This window comes from Algibacter lectus, assembly GCF_004368925.1.
GTDB lineage: Bacteria > Bacteroidota > Bacteroidia > Flavobacteriales > Flavobacteriaceae > Algibacter > Algibacter lectus.
Genome location: NZ_SORL01000009.1, coordinates 273,228 through 288,130, shown reverse-complemented (window position 1 = coordinate 288,130; position 14,903 = coordinate 273,228). Strand labels below are relative to the sequence as shown.

Genomic DNA, 14,903 nt, shown 5'->3' with positions numbered 1-14,903 from the left:
ATGATAAGAAAAGCAACTCTTGCCGATACCAGCGCACTTTTAGAAATTTATAATTATTATGTAATACATACTACGGTTACTTTTGATGAATCGGCTTTATCCTTAAGTGCTTTTACCGAAAAGTTAGAGCTTATTTTAAAAGATTACCCTTGTATAGTTTTTGAAGACAATAATGAGATTTTAGGTTTTGCTTACGGTAGTAAGTTTAGACCAAAACCTGCCTACAATTATACTGTAGAATCTACAGTATATGTTAAAAATGGAGCGCATGGTAAACAAATAGGTTCTAAGTTATATACTGAATTACTAGAGCAATTAAAGCAACGTAATTTTAAATCGGTTTTGGGTGTGTTAACTATTCCGAATCCTGCAAGCGTTAAGCTACACGAAAAGTTTGGTTTTACTCAAGTGGCACATTTAAAAGAAGTCGGCTTCAAATTTGACACTTGGCTAGATGTTGGCATTTTTCAATTAAAAATTAATTAAGCCATTTTCCATTTTATACCGCAGCCAATACTTGGTTTTTGTGGCGCATTATTACTCGTGTTATTGACTAAGCAATCTATGGCGTGGCGTAAATCTTTACCGGTAACAGGAACGCCGTTGCCTGGTCTAGAATCATCTAATTGCCCTCTATAAGTTAATTCTAAATTTCTGTTGAATACATAAAAATCGGGTGTACAAGCGGCATCATAAGCTTTTGCTACAGCTTGGCTTTCATCGTACAAATAAGGAAAAGGATACGCTTCTGTTTCCGCATGAAGCTTCATTTTTTCAGGACTATCTTGCGGATAGTTAACCACATCGTTACTAGAAATAGCGATACATTTAATGCCTTTTTCTAAATACGCGTTAGCTATGGCTACTAATTCTTCATTTACATGAATTACAAAAGGGCAGTGGTTACAAATAAACATAATTACAGTACCGGTTTCACCTTTTAAAGTATTGAGATCTAGGGGTTCTCCAGATACAGTATCTAGCAATGAAAAATGAGGTGCTTTTGTTCCTAAAGGAAGCATGTTGGATGGAGTTTGAGCCATAGTTAAAAGTTTTATGCTAAGTTCGGGATTATTTGTATTTTTAAAAAATGAACCAAGCAATAACTTTCGAAGATTTTACAAAAGTGGATTTAAGAGTCGGTACTATTTTGGAGGTGCATAATTTTCCAAAAGCAAGGAAACCCGCTTATCAATTAACTATTGATTTTGGCGATTTAGGCATGAAAAAAACATCGGCACAAATTACCACACTTTATAAAAAAGAAGATTTAATACAGAAGCAAATTGTGGCTGTTGTTAATTTTCCGAAGAAACAAATCGCTAATTTTATGAGTGAATGTTTGGTTGTTGGTGCTGTAGATGGTAAAGATGTTGTATTGTTAAATCCGGAACATAAAGTAAAAAACGGAACAACGGTTTCATAACATATGCAAGAACTCGATGATGTGAAAATCAACTTTGATAGTAATGGGCTATGGGTTTTAAACATCGCATTGGCCGTTGTTATGTTTGGTGTTGCATTAGGTATTAGTCTAAACGATTTTAAAATTTTATTTAAGCAACCTAAGGCCGTTTTAGTTGGTGTTTTAAGTCAGTTTGTATTATTACCATTCATTACTTTTTGTGTTGTTTATATCGTGAAACCCCAACCAAGCATTGCTTTAGGTATGATGATGGTGGCAGCTTGTCCTGGTGGAAATATTTCTAATTTCATGACGCATTTAGCCAAAGGAAACACAGCGTTATCCGTAAGTTTAACGGCATTTGCAACCTTTGCAGCTATTTTTATGACACCTTTTAACTTTCAGTTTTATGGAAATTTGTATCCTCCAACGGCGCAAATTTTAAAAAATGTGGCACTAAACCCGTTCGATTTAATACAATTAGTGTTGATGATACTTGGTGTTCCTTTAATCTTGGGCATGTTATTACGCTATTATAAAGAGAGGTGGGCTATTAAGTTATCTAAACTACTAAAACCATTATCTATTGTTATTTTTGCGGCTATTGTTATTATTGCTTTTTCTAAAAATATAGATGTGTTTAATGCCTATATTCATCATGTTTTAATATTAGGAATAGGGCATAATATACTCGCTATTTTACTTGGGTTTTTATTAGCGAAGGCTTTTAAACTGTCGTTTGTGGATCAAAAAACGTTAGCGATAGAAACTGGTATTCAAAACTCAGGATTGGGCTTGCTACTGATATTTTCGTTTTTTAATGGGTTAGGAGGAATGGCTATTTTAGCAGCGTTTTGGGGAATATGGCATATTATTTCAGGACTACTATTGGCTACGTATTGGTCTAAAAAATAAAACATAATAAAAGTACTATTGAATAAAATTTGGTTACATAGTGTACGGTTGTATATTAAAATAGGATTGTTTTTCTATTATAAGAAAATCGATGTTTTTAATGCTGAAAACATACCTAAAAATAAACCTTTATTACTATTATCGAATCATCAAAACGCGTTGTTAGATGCATTGATAATTGGTACACAGTCGGGAAGGTTTCCTTATTTTCTAACGAGAGCAGCTGTTTTTAAAAAACCATTAGTAGACAAAATATTGAGAAGCTTGCAAATGCTACCCGTTTATAGAATTCGTGATGGTTGGAACACTATCAATAATAACAAAGCTATATTCGAGGCTTGTTCGGGCATATTGAATAAGAATGAAATGGTGGCTATTTTTCCAGAAGGAAACCATAATTTAAAACGAACCGTACGTCCGTTAAGTAAAGGGTTTACACGTATTGTTTTTGATACTTTGGATACTTATCCTGATATAGATTTACAACTTATTCCGGTTGGATTAAATTACCAGCATGCTGAGCAGTTTGGAGATTCGGCTTCGTTATATTTCGGTGATACTATTAGAGCAAAAGACTATGCTTCGGAAAAAAGAAACGAAGCAGTAATAAATTTAAAAACTAAAATTCATTCTGAAATATCAAAACTTACAATACACATACCTACAGAAACATATACGAAAACGATTATGAAGCTTAACGATTTGAATGTAAGCTTTACTAATCCAAAAGCAATTCATGATTTTTTAGAGAACCGAGGCACTTCATCTGAAATTAATACATATACAAAACCGGCTTTATTGAAAAGCGGATTAAAGTTTTTGCTAATTTGTAATTTGATTTTACCATATTTAGTTTGGAAGTTTATTGCTCAACCTAAAGTTAGTGATGTTGAGTTTATTGGGACCTTTCGTTTTGCAATAGCCATTACTTTGGTGCCTATTTGGTTGTTAGCGGTTTCTGGAATTATTTTTGCAGCCTTCGGATGGCAAATAGCACTTGGTTATATTTTAGGTAGTTTATTTTTGGCGCTACTTGCGGTTAAGACATAAAAAAAATCCGTTACTTTTTTTAGCAACGGATTTTTTATTTATATGTTTTGAAACGTTTTAGATATCATCAAAGCTAATATCAGTAAAGCTTTCTGGTGTTTTTAATTCTGCTTCAGTAACGCGAGATCCATCGTCGACTGTGTTATCGTATTCTTTCTTGAAATCTTTTTGGTGACGCTCACTTATAACTTCGTCTCCTTTTTCATTTATAATATAATCGGTCATTTCGGCTAGAATATCTTTAAACTCTGCAAAATCTTCTTTATAAATATAAATTTTATGTTTTTTATAATGAAACGAGCCATCATCATTAGTAAACTTTTTACTTTCAGTAATTGTTAAATAATAATCTTCTGCCTTCGTTGCTCTTACATCAAAAAAGTAAGTACGCCTTCCTGCTCTCAATACCTTTGAAAAAATCTCCTCTTTCTCCATCATACCATTATTGTTCATAATTATATAGAAATTTGTTTTTAATTCTAGTGTCTCAAAAATCTAAAAAAAACCTAAACAAACCAACCTTTTAAGGAGTTTCTTTTCAAAAAGTAAGATTTAATTGCCATAGATAAACAAAATAGAACTGTAAGTGTTTTATTTTGAGGTGGTTTCGCTTAATTGCTTTAAATATAAATGTTTGTAATAGCCATCTATATCTATTAACGTATCGTGTGTACCTTGTTGTACAATTTCACCATCTTCTAGAACAATTATTTTGTTTGCATTTTTAGCCGATGATACACGATGACTAACTATAATTGTGGTTTTTCCTTTGGTAATTTTATTAAGATTTTTAAGGATTTTCTCTTCCGTTTCGGTATCTACAGCCGATAAACAATCGTCGAAAAGTAAAATTTTAGGTAGTTTTATAATCGCTCTGGCTATAGAAACACGTTGTTTCTGTCCGCCGGAAAGTGTAATGCCACGTTCACCTAAAACGGTGTCGTATCCTTGATTAAATTTAATAATATTTTTATGAACCTGTGCATTTTTTGCTGCCTCAATCACTTCTTCATCGGTAGCGTCTTCTTTACCGAATTTAATGTTGTTTTTTAAACTATCGGAAAACAAGAAGGCTTCTTGAGGTACATAACCAATACTGTCTCTTAAATTCGACAAATTTACTTGATCAATTTCTTGTTTATTGATTATTATAGAACCTTCATAAATATCATATAGACGGCCAATTAAATCTAAAATAGTAGATTTTCCTGATCCTGTTTTTCCTATAATAGCAAGGGTCTCTCCTTCTTTTACATGGAAATTGATATTTTTTAGAGCGGTAATATTAGTGTCATCGTAAGTAAACGTCACGTTTTTAAACTCAATATCACCAGTGATTTCGGTATCTGTTTCAACAGTGTTTTTTATTTCGGGCTCTATTCTTAAAAACTCATTTATTCTTTTTTGTGAAGCTTCCGCTTGCTGAATAATAGATGTTACCCAACCAACGGTTGCTACCGGCCAAGTTAGCAGGTTTACATAAATTATAAATTCGGCTATGGTACCAATACTTTCAATTTCACCATTAATATATTGCATACCACCAATGTAAATTACAATTAGGTTACTTACACCAATTAGTAATAGCATCATTGGAAAAAACCAAGCTTGCACACGGGCTAAATCTATTTGTTTTTCTTTGCTTTCTGCCGCAAGGGTAGAGAAGTTGGCCGAAGTTTGTGGTTCTATGCCGTAAGCTTTTATTACCGAAATGCCGCTAAAAGACTCTTGTGTAAAGGTGGATAGTTTGGATAAATACTCTTGTACAATAGTACTTCGCCTATGTATTTCTTTACTTAGCTTGTAGATTACAATCGATAATATAGGTAAAGGTATTATGGTATATAGCGCTAAAGAAGGCGATTCTTCAAACATATATATTAGCGCAATTACAAAAAGGGTTACTGTATTTATACTGTACATTATAGCCGGGCCAGCGTACATTCTAACACGTCCAACATCTTCACTAATACGGTTCATTAAATCGCCCGTTCTATTTTTCTTATAGAAATTTAAAGATAACTTTTGGTACTGTTCGTAAATTTCATTTTTTAAATCGAATTCAATATATCGAGATACATTTATAATGTACTGACGCATAAAAAATGTAAGGATACCACCAATAATTGCGGCACCTATAATGAATAAAATAGCTTCAAGGAGCTCGGCTTTAAAGGCTTCAATAGGCATTTCTTCATTGAAATATTTTTCTATTACAATAAATATTTTTTTTACATATCGAGGCGTAAATAACAAAAACATACGGGCAATTATGGTAATAAAAATCCCGATTAATAGATTGGTTTTGTATTTTAGAAAGTACTTATTTAAGTGCTGTAATTCTTTCATTAATTTTAAAGGAAATAAGATACAAATATAGGGTATTCATTATAATTGAGATATTGATATGCGATAAGCAATTGTTAAATATAGCTTAAAGTATTTCGAAATAATAAAGTGTTTAAAAGCGGTTTTTATTTAAATATAGTGTTATTTTTGCCGCACGAAAGCAATAAAAATTTTCAAACCATAATAAGTTCTTTGTAATGATGCTAAATAGAAGACATATTCGTGTAAAAGTAATGCAAACCATGTATGCCTTTAAAGGTAGTGAAAGTGATGATTTTAGTAAAGATCAAAAATTCTTGCTATTTAGCATAGATAACATGTATAACTTATACTTATTACTTATTTCACTTATAATTGAAGTTCAAAAAAGAGCTGAGAGTAACTTAGTGAAAAAACAAAACAAGCACCTTGCCACAAAAGAAGATATAGATCCAAACCGTAAGTTTGTAAACAATGAAGTTTTTAAAATTTTATTGAACAATTTGGACTTAAAAGACAAATTAGAACTTTATAATATTAAGGATTGGGAATTGGATAGCGAGTATGTAGAGGTTATTTTTAAAGCCATTACATCTAGCGAACTATATAAAAACTACATGGAAACCGATACTTCTAGCTTTAAGGAAGATAAAGAGTTTTTAGTGGATGTTTTTAAAGAAATTATCGCTCCAAATGAAAAACTTTACGAATATTTAGAAGATAAAAATTTAACTTGGTTAGATGATTTGCCTACTGTAAATACTACTATTTTAAAATTACTTAGAAAGGTAAAGTTAACTTCTTCGGAAAATCATTTTACACCACGTTTATATAAGGACTCTGAGGATAAGCAATTTGCTATCGATTTGTTTAGAAAAACATTATTGAATAGAACGGCAATAAACAAAGAGATTGAGCTTAAAACTCAAAATTGGGATTCAGATCGTATTGCTAATGTAGATTACGTATTGTTGCAAATGGCTATTTGTGAAGTTAAAAGTTTTCCTTCTATACCAGCAAAAGTTACTATTAATGAGTATTTAGAAATAGCTAAAGAATATTCTACACCAAAAAGTAGCGTATTTATTAATGGTATTTTAGATAAGCTTGTAAAAGAGTATACCGAAGCGGGAAATTTAAATAAAATTGGTAGAGGTTTAATGTAATTAATGTTAAGAGTATTACAAAAATTTCAATTCGACTAAATAATTGTTATTTTTGTAGCTTCAATTAAAAAAATATATTAAAAATGAAAAAGGTTATATTAGGATTAAGTGCATTATGTGTATTAGCTTTAACTTCTTGTAAAGAAGAAAATGCAGCTAAAAAAATTGAAGAAGCAAATGTTACTGCAGCAGCGGTAAGAGATGCTAGCGCATCTAACTTTCCTGTAATTGAGTTTGAAGAAACTACTCATGATTTTGGAGAAATAGAAGCTAAAAAATCTGTTGAAACAGTTTTTAAATATAAAAATACAGGTAAAGCACCATTAGTAATTACTAATATTGGAACGTCTTGTGGATGTACAGTACCTGAAGATTGGTCTAGAGAGCCTTTAGCTGTTGGAGAAACAGGTGAGTTTACAGTAAAATATAACGGTAGTGGTAAAGGGAAAATCTCTAAGAGTTTAACGCTTACAGCAAATACTGAAAAAGGTAAAGAGATTGTGAAAATTACGGCATTTGTTAAAACAGATGACAACGCAGCTACGCAAGCTACAAGTACGCAAACAGTTCCTGGTATTTCTGCTGCGGCAGCATCAAGAGCTGTTAAATCTAGCACACAACCAGGCCACGAAGGTCATAATCACGATTAATTAAAATATAATGGGAGAAGGAATTGGTAGTTTATTGCCGTTTGTATTAATGTTTGTAGTAGTGTATTTCTTTATGATTGCACCACAAATGAAACGAGCAAAGAAAGAAAAGAAATTTGCAGCCGAATTAAAACGTGGCGATAAAGTTATAACCAAAAGTGGTTTACACGGCAAAATTTTAGAGCTTAATGACAAAGACGGTAGCTGTGTTATCGAAACAATGTCTGGGAAAGTAAAATTTGAACGTTCGGCAATTTCTATGGAAATGAGCACTAAATTAAATGCTCCTGCTGTAGTTAAAAAATAAATATTTGCTTTTCTTAAGTGAATAAAAAAAAGAACCCTTTTGGGTTCTTTTTTTTGTTCTATATTTATCTAAAAGCGGGGTTGTCGAATTAAATATATTAAGGTTAGATTAATAGTGAAGACTTTCTAGTCTGGAATTATCTTAATATCTGATTAGGAAAAACTACAGGGCTTTCAAATCCATCTTTTCCAACAGAAGCAATTCCGAAGAAATAATTGTCGATAACAATACCGTCAAGCATAAACTCCGAAACATCACCAACGTAGCGACTTTTATCCCAAGTAGGCGAGGTGGTATCTCTCCAGTATATTTTGTAGCCAACAGCTCCTTCTACTTTATCCCATTTAAATTTAACCGATGCCTCTACAATACCACCAATAGCAACTGTTTTTGGAGCTGGTGGTGCCCAAGCTAAACTAGCCATGTTAATGGCATTTACCGTGGTTAATTTCTTGGCATAATCGAAATTAACGTGCTCAATAACATCGCCGTATTTAATGCCGTTTTCTTCTCTAATATCTTGATGCTGCTGCGTGTAGTTTTCGTGCGCTTCCATAATACGAATTCCTGCAAAACCTAAGTCGTTAAAAGGTCTGTGGTGTCCACCACGTCCAAAACGATCTAGTCTATAAACCATCATCGGGTTCATTTCTGGCATATAGGTTTTTACTGTTTTATGTATATAACGTGCTAATTGACGAGAGATCCCATCTACTTCTCCTCCATAAAAACGTCTTAAATTGCGTTCTTTTTCGGTTTCGTTAGCAGGCACAGGTTCTGAAAATATTCTAAATGTACGATTATCTATTACTCCATCTACACCTTCAATGTTTCCAATCATGTCATTATTAAATATTCCGATAATATCCCAACCTTGCTCTTTAGCATATTTGGCTAAACCGCCTCCACCAAAAAGACCTTGCTCTTCACCAGATAAGCCAACATAAATAATACTGTTTTCAAATTTATATTTAGAAAGTACTCTAGCAGCTTCAATAGTTCCCGCCATACCAGAAGCATTATCGTTTGCACCAGGAGCATCTTTTGTGAACTCCATAGTGTCGCTACCACGAGAGTCTATATCTCCACTCATGATAATATAGCGGTTTGGATATTTCGTTCCTTTTTGAATAGCGACAACGTTAACAATCCAAGCGTCGTGAGGTACACGCCTGTTGCCTTCTTTGGTAACAAAGTCCTTTTGGTAAAAGACATCCAAACAATCTTTACAATTAGATGATATTGTTTCAAATTCAGATTTAATCCAACGTCTTGCCGCACCAATCCCTCTAGTGTTTGAAATAGTATCGCTAAAGGTGTTTCTAGTTCCAAAATTAACCAGTTTTTGAATGTCTATTTCTATACGTTCCGCAGAAACATCATCTATGATATTGTATATTTTTTGATTGGTTTGGGCAGAGCTAATGGATATAGAAAGTAGGAGTAAAGGGAGTATTAATTTTTTCATTCAGTTTTTTTTCTTAAAAATACAAAAAAGAAAAGGACTTGAATATAATATCGTTTTGAGTGAAAATTAAGAACTATGAAATTATATCAAATAAAAGACGCTTCAAAAATTAATTTGAAGCGCCTATTAACACTTGAGTTAGTCACTAATGAATTGTTTTAATCCCTTAAAAGCAATATTTGTTTTCTGCCTTTACTTTTTCGGCTATTTCGTTACGTAAATCTACAATGTCTGGATAGTTTTGATATTTAGTAAAACGTTTAAGTCCCATAAGCATCATACGTTGCTCATCACCTTCGGCAAAAGAAATAATACTCTCTTTTCCTTTTTCTTCGATAATATCTACAGCGTGGTATAAGTATAATTTAGACATCGCAATTTGTACAGATTGAGACTCGGCTCCAAAGCGTTTAGCATTCTTTTCTGTTCTTAATATAGCAGATTCAGCCATATATATTTCAATTAAAATATCAGCAGCCGCTATAAGTAATTGTTGGTGTTTGTCTAGGTCTGGGCCAAATTTTTGAACAGCACCTCCGGCAACCATTAAAAAAGTCTTTTTCAACTTATTAATCATTACTTTTTCTTCAGAAAATAATTCTGAAAAGTCTGGTGTATCAAAAGAAGGAATTCCCATTAATTCTTCTTGAACTTTTTGAGCAGGGCCTAATAGGTCAACATGACCTTTCATAGCTTTCTTTACTAACATACCAACAGATAGCATTCTGTTAATTTCGTTAGTTCCTTCGTAAATACGAGCAATACGCGCATCTCTCCAAGCAGATTCCATAGGCGTTTCTTCAGAGAACCCCATTCCACCAAAAATTTGGATACCTTCATCAGCTGCATGTTGTACATCTTCCGAAACCGCTACTTTTAGAATAGAACATTCAATTGCATATTCTTCAACACCTTTAAGTTCTGCTTCTTGATGTGTATTTCCAGCAGCTTCACGCATTGCTATTCTGTCTTCAATATTTTTTGCAGCTCTATAAGTTGCAGATTCACCTGCGTAAGCATTAGTTGCCATTTCAGCTAATTTAACTTTAATAGCTCCAAAGTCTGAAATAGGCGTTTTAAATTGTTTACGCTCGTTAGCATAATTTACTGCTGTAGATAAAATTCTTCTTTGAGAATCTAAACAAGCAGCAGCTAATTTAATACGGCCAACGTTAAGTGCATTCATGGCGATTTTAAATCCTTCACCACGACCAGCTAACATATTTTCAATAGGTACTACAGTATCGTTAAAAAATACTTGACGTGTAGAAGACGCACGAATACCTAATTTGTGTTCTTCTTCACCTAAAGTAATTCCGTTAGGATTTTCTCCATCATATTCTACAATAAATCCCGTAATATTTTTATCATCTTCAATACGAGCAAAAACAATCATCACACTACAGAAACCTGCATTTGAGATCCACATTTTTTGACCGTTAATTTTATATGATTTTCCATCTGCAGAAAGCTCAGCAGTTGTTTTACCAGAATTTGCATCAGATCCAGCTCCAGGCTCTGTTAAACAGTAAGCTCCAAACCACTCACCAGATGCTAATTTTGGTACGTATTTTTGTTTTTGCTCCTCTGTGCCGTATAAAGTAATTGGCATAGTGCCAATGCCTGTATGCGCACCAAAAGCAGTACTGAAAGAACCTGTTCCAGAAGAAATATAATCACACGTTAATACAGTAGAAACAAAGCCCATTCCCATACCACCAAAAGCTTCAGGAACAGCAACACTTAAAAAGCCCATATCTCCAGCTTTACGCATAACTTCTTCAGTTAGTGCATAATCTTTAGCTTCGAAACGTGCTTTATGAGGAATGATTTCACGATCGTTAAATTCCATTACGGATTCTTTCATCATTGTTTGCTCTTCGGAAAAATCTTCAGGAGTAAACACATCTTCACAATTTGTTTCTTTTACTAAGAATTGACCACCTCTTAAGATGTCTTTTTCATTTGCTTCCATTTTATATTTTTGTATTAAGTTCTTTATTAGTTTAAAAATTCAAATATTCCGCAAGCCCCTTGACCTGTTCCAACACACATGGTAACTGCACCATATTTGCCTTGCATGTCACGCTTACGCATTTCGTCAAAAAGTTGTACAGATAATTTAGCTCCTGTGCATCCTAATGGGTGACCCAATGCAATTGCACCACCATTTACGTTAATAATATCTGGGTTAAGATTTAACTCTCTAATTACTGCTAAAGATTGAGAAGCAAAAGCTTCATTTAACTCAATTAAAGATAAATCGTCTTGTTTTAATCCTGCTTGCTTTAATGCTTTCGGGATTGCTTTTACTGGTCCGATACCCATAATACGAGGTTCAACACCTGCGGCTGCATAGTTTACCATTCTTGCAATTGGTTCTAAACCTAGCTCTTTAACCATGTCTTCACTCATAACCATTACAAAAGCAGCACCATCACTCATTTGTGACGAGTTACCAGCTGTAACACTTCCTCCAGCAGCAAATACTGCTCTAAGTTTCGCTAAAGCTTCTTTACTAGTTCCTGCACGAGGTCCTTCATCTTTAGTTACCGTATACGATTTAGTCGCTTTCTTTCCGTTTGCATCAATGTAAGTTTGCTCAACTTCAATTGGTACTATTTGATCTTGAAAACGATTTTCAGCCTGCGCTCGTAATGCTTTCATATGAGAATTGAATGCAAACTCATCTTGGTCTTCGCGAGATACCTTAAACTGTTTTGCAACAGCCTCTGCAGTATTTCCCATGCCCCAATAATAATCTTCATGACCTGCTTTTACAATTGCATCATAATTCAATTCAGGTTTAAAACCAGTCATTGGTACGCTACTCATGCTTTCTGCACCACCAGCAATAATACAATCTGCCATTCCAGCTTGTATTTTAGCTGTTGCCATGCCGATAGTTTCAACTCCAGAAGAGCAAAAACGGTTTACGGTTACACCAGGAACATCAACAACTTCTAATCCCATTAAAGAGATTAAACGTGCCATATTTAAACCTTGCGCACCTTCTGGCATGGCGTTACCAACAATAACATCATCGATACGCTTTGGATCTAAATTTGGCAATTCTTTCATCATATATTTGATGGTTTCTGCTGCCAATTCATCTGTTCTTTTAAAACGAAACACGCCTTTTGGTGCTTTACCAACTGCGGTTCTATATGCTTTTATTATATATGCTGTTTTCATTTTTCTTAGTTTCTTAAAGGTTTACCTTTTGTTAACATGTGCTGAATACGTTCTAAAGTTTTACGTTCTGTACATAAACTTAAGAAAGCTTCACGCTCTAAATCCAATAAATATTGCTCGCTAACTAAAGTTGGCTCAGATAAATCTCCACCAGCCATAACGTAAGCTAATTTATTAGCAATTTTCATGTCGTGTTCAGAAATGTAGTTGGAGTCTTTCATAGAATCTGTTCCTACTAAAAACATACCTAAAGCTTGTTTACCAAGTACTTTTACGTCAGTACGTTTTACCGGTTGTGTGTAACCAGAATTAGCCATTAACATAGCATGTTGTTTAGCAACTGCAATTTGGCGGTCTTTATTAACAACAACAACATCTTTTCCCTTTTGTAAAACTCCCATATCAAAAGCTTCATAAGCCGAAGTTGATACTTTTGCCATACCTATAGTTAAAAAGTATTCCTGAAGTGTATTTAGCTGAACATCTCCTTTCCTAAAAGTGTCTGATGCTCTTAAAGCCATTTCCTTAGAACCACCACCACCAGGGATAACACCAACACCGAACTCTACAAGTCCCATGTAAGTTTCTGCTGCTGCAACTACTTTATCTGCATGTAATGATAATTCACAACCACCACCTAAAGCCATTCCGTGAGGAGCAGAGATAGTTGGGATAGAAGAATAACGCATACGCATCATTGAGTCTTGGAAATATTTGATAGCCATGTTAAGCTCATCATACTCTTGCTCTGCAGCCATCATGAAAATCATGCCGATGTTTGCGCCAACAGAGAAGTTTGCAGCTTGGTTACCAACTACTAAGCCAGCAAAATCTTTTTCGGCTAAATCAATAGCTTTATTTAATCCAGCAAGAACGTCTCCACCAATAGTGTTCATTTTAGATTGGAATTCGCAGTTTAATATGCCATCTCCTAAATCTTCAATAACAACACCAGAATTTTTAAAGACTTCTTTAGATTTTCTAATATTATCTAGAATAATGAAACTGTCTTGACCTGGAATTTTTTCTTGAGATTTCTTAGGAATATCGTAAGCATAACTCGCGCCTTCTTTAATAGTATAAAAAGAAGAATTTCCAGATGCTAACATCTCGTTTACCCAAGCAGCAGGCTCTAAACCTTCAGCTTTCATAATTTCAATTCCTTTTTCAACGCCTATGGCATCCCAAATTTGGAAAGGACCATGTTCCCATCCAAACCCCGCTTTCATAGCATCATCAATTTTATATAAATCGTCTGTTATTTCAGGAATTCTATTTGAAACATAAGCAAATAAGGCAGCAAAGCTTTTTCTGTAGAATTCGCCAGCTTTATCTTTTCCTTTAACTAAAACTTTAAATCGGTCAACAACTTTATCAATCGTTTTCGTAAGTTCTAAAGTTGTAAATTTTGCACGTTTAGCAGAACGATATTCTAGTGTATTTAAGTCTAGAGATAAGATTTCTTTTTTCCCATCTGGAGATACTTGTTTTTTGTAAAAACCTTGACCTGTTTTACTTCCTAACCATTTGTTTTCCATCATTGTTTTGATGAAATCTGGTAGTTTAAACAGCTCTAATCGTTCGTCGTTAGGGCAGTTTTCTGCAATACCATTTGCAACATGAACCAAAGTATCTAATCCAACAACATCTACCGTACGGAAGGTTGCCGATTTTGGACGACCAATTACTGGTCCTGATAATTTATCTACTTCCTCAATAGTTAAATCTAAATCTTTAACTGCGTGAAATAAACTTTGTATGCTGAAAATTCCAATTCTGTTACCAATAAAAGCAGGCGTATCTTTAGCTACTACCGATGTTTTTCCAAGAAATTGCTCACCGTAACCATTCAAAAATTCTAATACAGAAGCATCTGTTTTTGGTCCAGGAATGATTTCAAATAATTTTAAGTAACGCGCTGGGTTAAAGAAGTGTGTTCCACAGAAATGTTTCTGGAAATCTTCACTTCGTCCTTCACTCATAAATTTTATAGGAATACCAGAGGTATTAGATGTAATTAACGTGCCTGGTTTACGATATTTTTCTAAGTTTTCAAACACCATTTTCTTGATGTCTAGTCTTTCGACTACAACTTCCATAATCCAGTCTACATCTGCTACTTTCGCAATATCGTCTTCTAGATTACCGGTGGTAATTCTACTGGCGAAATCTTGATGATAAATTGGAGATGGTTTAGATTTTAACGATGCTGTAAGTGCATCATTAACCAATCTATTTCTTACTATTTTGTCTTCTAAAGTTAAACCTTTAGCTTTTTCTTTGTCGTTAAGTTCTCTTGGAACAATGTCTAGTAACAGGACATCTACGCCAATGTTAGCGAAATGACAAGCTATACCGCTCCCCATAATTCCGGAACCAATAATTGCGATTTTTTTTATTCTACGTTTGCTCATTTTAT

At 33.8% G+C, this 14,903-nt stretch carries 14 protein-coding genes; 7 read left to right on the top strand and 7 right to left on the bottom strand.

The window, feature by feature from the left end; all coding sequences use genetic code 11:
- The gene (locus tag DFQ06_RS13825) at positions 1 to 486 is read left to right on the top strand and encodes a GNAT family N-acetyltransferase (RefSeq protein ID WP_042495861.1); all 486 of its coding nucleotides are present in this window, start codon (positions 1 to 3) and stop codon (positions 484 to 486) included.
- Here DFQ06_RS13825 and DFQ06_RS13820 read toward each other — a convergent pair.
- Positions 483 to 1,043: a thioredoxin family protein gene (locus DFQ06_RS13820; RefSeq protein ID WP_042505905.1), complete on the bottom strand. Its 561-nt coding sequence runs from the start codon at positions 1,041 to 1,043 to the stop codon at positions 483 to 485. The two genes, DFQ06_RS13825 and DFQ06_RS13820, sit on opposite strands and share 4 nt — an antisense overlap.
- A 47-nt stretch (positions 1,044 to 1,090) precedes the next feature.
- Here DFQ06_RS13820 and DFQ06_RS13815 point away from each other — a divergent pair, with 47 nt between their 5' ends.
- From DFQ06_RS13815 to DFQ06_RS13805, 3 genes are read left to right on the top strand one after another with little or no spacing between them, the layout of a single operon-like run.
- A complete protein-coding gene (locus DFQ06_RS13815) occupies positions 1,091 to 1,426 on the top strand; it encodes a tRNA-binding protein (protein WP_042505870.1) in 336 nt (111 codons plus the stop codon).
- Between the two features lie 3 nt (positions 1,427 to 1,429).
- Entirely contained in the window at positions 1,430 to 2,320 is an 891-nt protein-coding gene (locus tag DFQ06_RS13810; RefSeq protein WP_133968272.1) for a bile acid:sodium symporter family protein, read from the top strand.
- Between the two features lie 48 nt (positions 2,321 to 2,368).
- On the top strand, positions 2,369 to 3,370 hold the full coding sequence (locus tag DFQ06_RS13805; RefSeq protein ID WP_235833547.1) for a lysophospholipid acyltransferase family protein: 1,002 nt from the start codon (positions 2,369 to 2,371) through the stop codon (positions 3,368 to 3,370).
- A 57-nt stretch (positions 3,371 to 3,427) separates the two neighbouring features.
- Here DFQ06_RS13805 and DFQ06_RS13800 read toward each other — a convergent pair whose 3' ends face one another.
- A complete protein-coding gene (locus DFQ06_RS13800; protein WP_042495853.1) occupies positions 3,428 to 3,823 on the bottom strand; it encodes a PUR family DNA/RNA-binding protein in 396 nt (131 codons plus the stop codon).
- Positions 3,824 to 3,961: 138 nt separating this feature from the next.
- Positions 3,962 to 5,719 (bottom strand): ABC transporter ATP-binding protein, encoded by a 1,758-nt coding sequence (locus DFQ06_RS13795; RefSeq protein ID WP_133968270.1) that lies wholly within the window; start codon positions 5,717 to 5,719, stop codon positions 3,962 to 3,964.
- Positions 5,720 to 5,916: 197 nt separating this feature from the next.
- On the opposite strand from DFQ06_RS13795, the gene nusB reads away from it, so the two are divergent.
- The 3 genes from nusB to yajC all read left to right on the top strand — a co-directional run bounded on the left by nusB (position 5,917) and on the right by yajC (position 7,821).
- A complete protein-coding gene (gene nusB, locus DFQ06_RS13790) occupies positions 5,917 to 6,864 on the top strand; it encodes a transcription antitermination factor NusB (RefSeq protein ID WP_081958580.1) in 948 nt (315 codons plus the stop codon).
- Positions 6,865 to 6,947: 83 nt separating this feature from the next.
- A complete protein-coding gene (locus tag DFQ06_RS13785) occupies positions 6,948 to 7,514 on the top strand; it encodes a DUF1573 domain-containing protein (RefSeq protein ID WP_133968268.1) in 567 nt (188 codons plus the stop codon).
- Between the two features lie 10 nt (positions 7,515 to 7,524).
- On the top strand, positions 7,525 to 7,821 hold the full coding sequence (gene yajC, locus DFQ06_RS13780) for a preprotein translocase subunit YajC (RefSeq protein WP_042495844.1): 297 nt from the start codon (positions 7,525 to 7,527) through the stop codon (positions 7,819 to 7,821).
- Between the two features lie 136 nt (positions 7,822 to 7,957).
- Here the strand turns inward: yajC and DFQ06_RS13775 are convergent, their stop codons facing one another.
- The 4 genes from DFQ06_RS13775 to DFQ06_RS13760 form a co-directional block, all read right to left on the bottom strand.
- Positions 7,958 to 9,289, bottom strand: a complete 1,332-nt coding sequence (locus tag DFQ06_RS13775; protein ID WP_133968266.1) for a M28 family peptidase — start codon at positions 9,287 to 9,289, stop codon at positions 7,958 to 7,960.
- A gap of 166 nt (positions 9,290 to 9,455) precedes the next feature.
- Positions 9,456 to 11,264, bottom strand: coding sequence for an acyl-CoA dehydrogenase family protein (locus DFQ06_RS13770; RefSeq protein ID WP_042505862.1), 1,809 nt, complete (start codon positions 11,262 to 11,264; stop codon positions 9,456 to 9,458).
- Between the two features lie 26 nt (positions 11,265 to 11,290).
- Positions 11,291 to 12,484, bottom strand: a complete 1,194-nt coding sequence (locus tag DFQ06_RS13765; RefSeq protein WP_133968264.1) for an acetyl-CoA C-acyltransferase — start codon at positions 12,482 to 12,484, stop codon at positions 11,291 to 11,293.
- Positions 12,485 to 12,489: 5 nt separating this feature from the next.
- On the bottom strand, positions 12,490 to 14,898 hold the full coding sequence (locus DFQ06_RS13760; RefSeq protein WP_133968262.1) for a 3-hydroxyacyl-CoA dehydrogenase/enoyl-CoA hydratase family protein: 2,409 nt from the start codon (positions 14,896 to 14,898) through the stop codon (positions 12,490 to 12,492).
- Between the last annotated feature and the right edge of the window lie 5 nt (positions 14,899 to 14,903).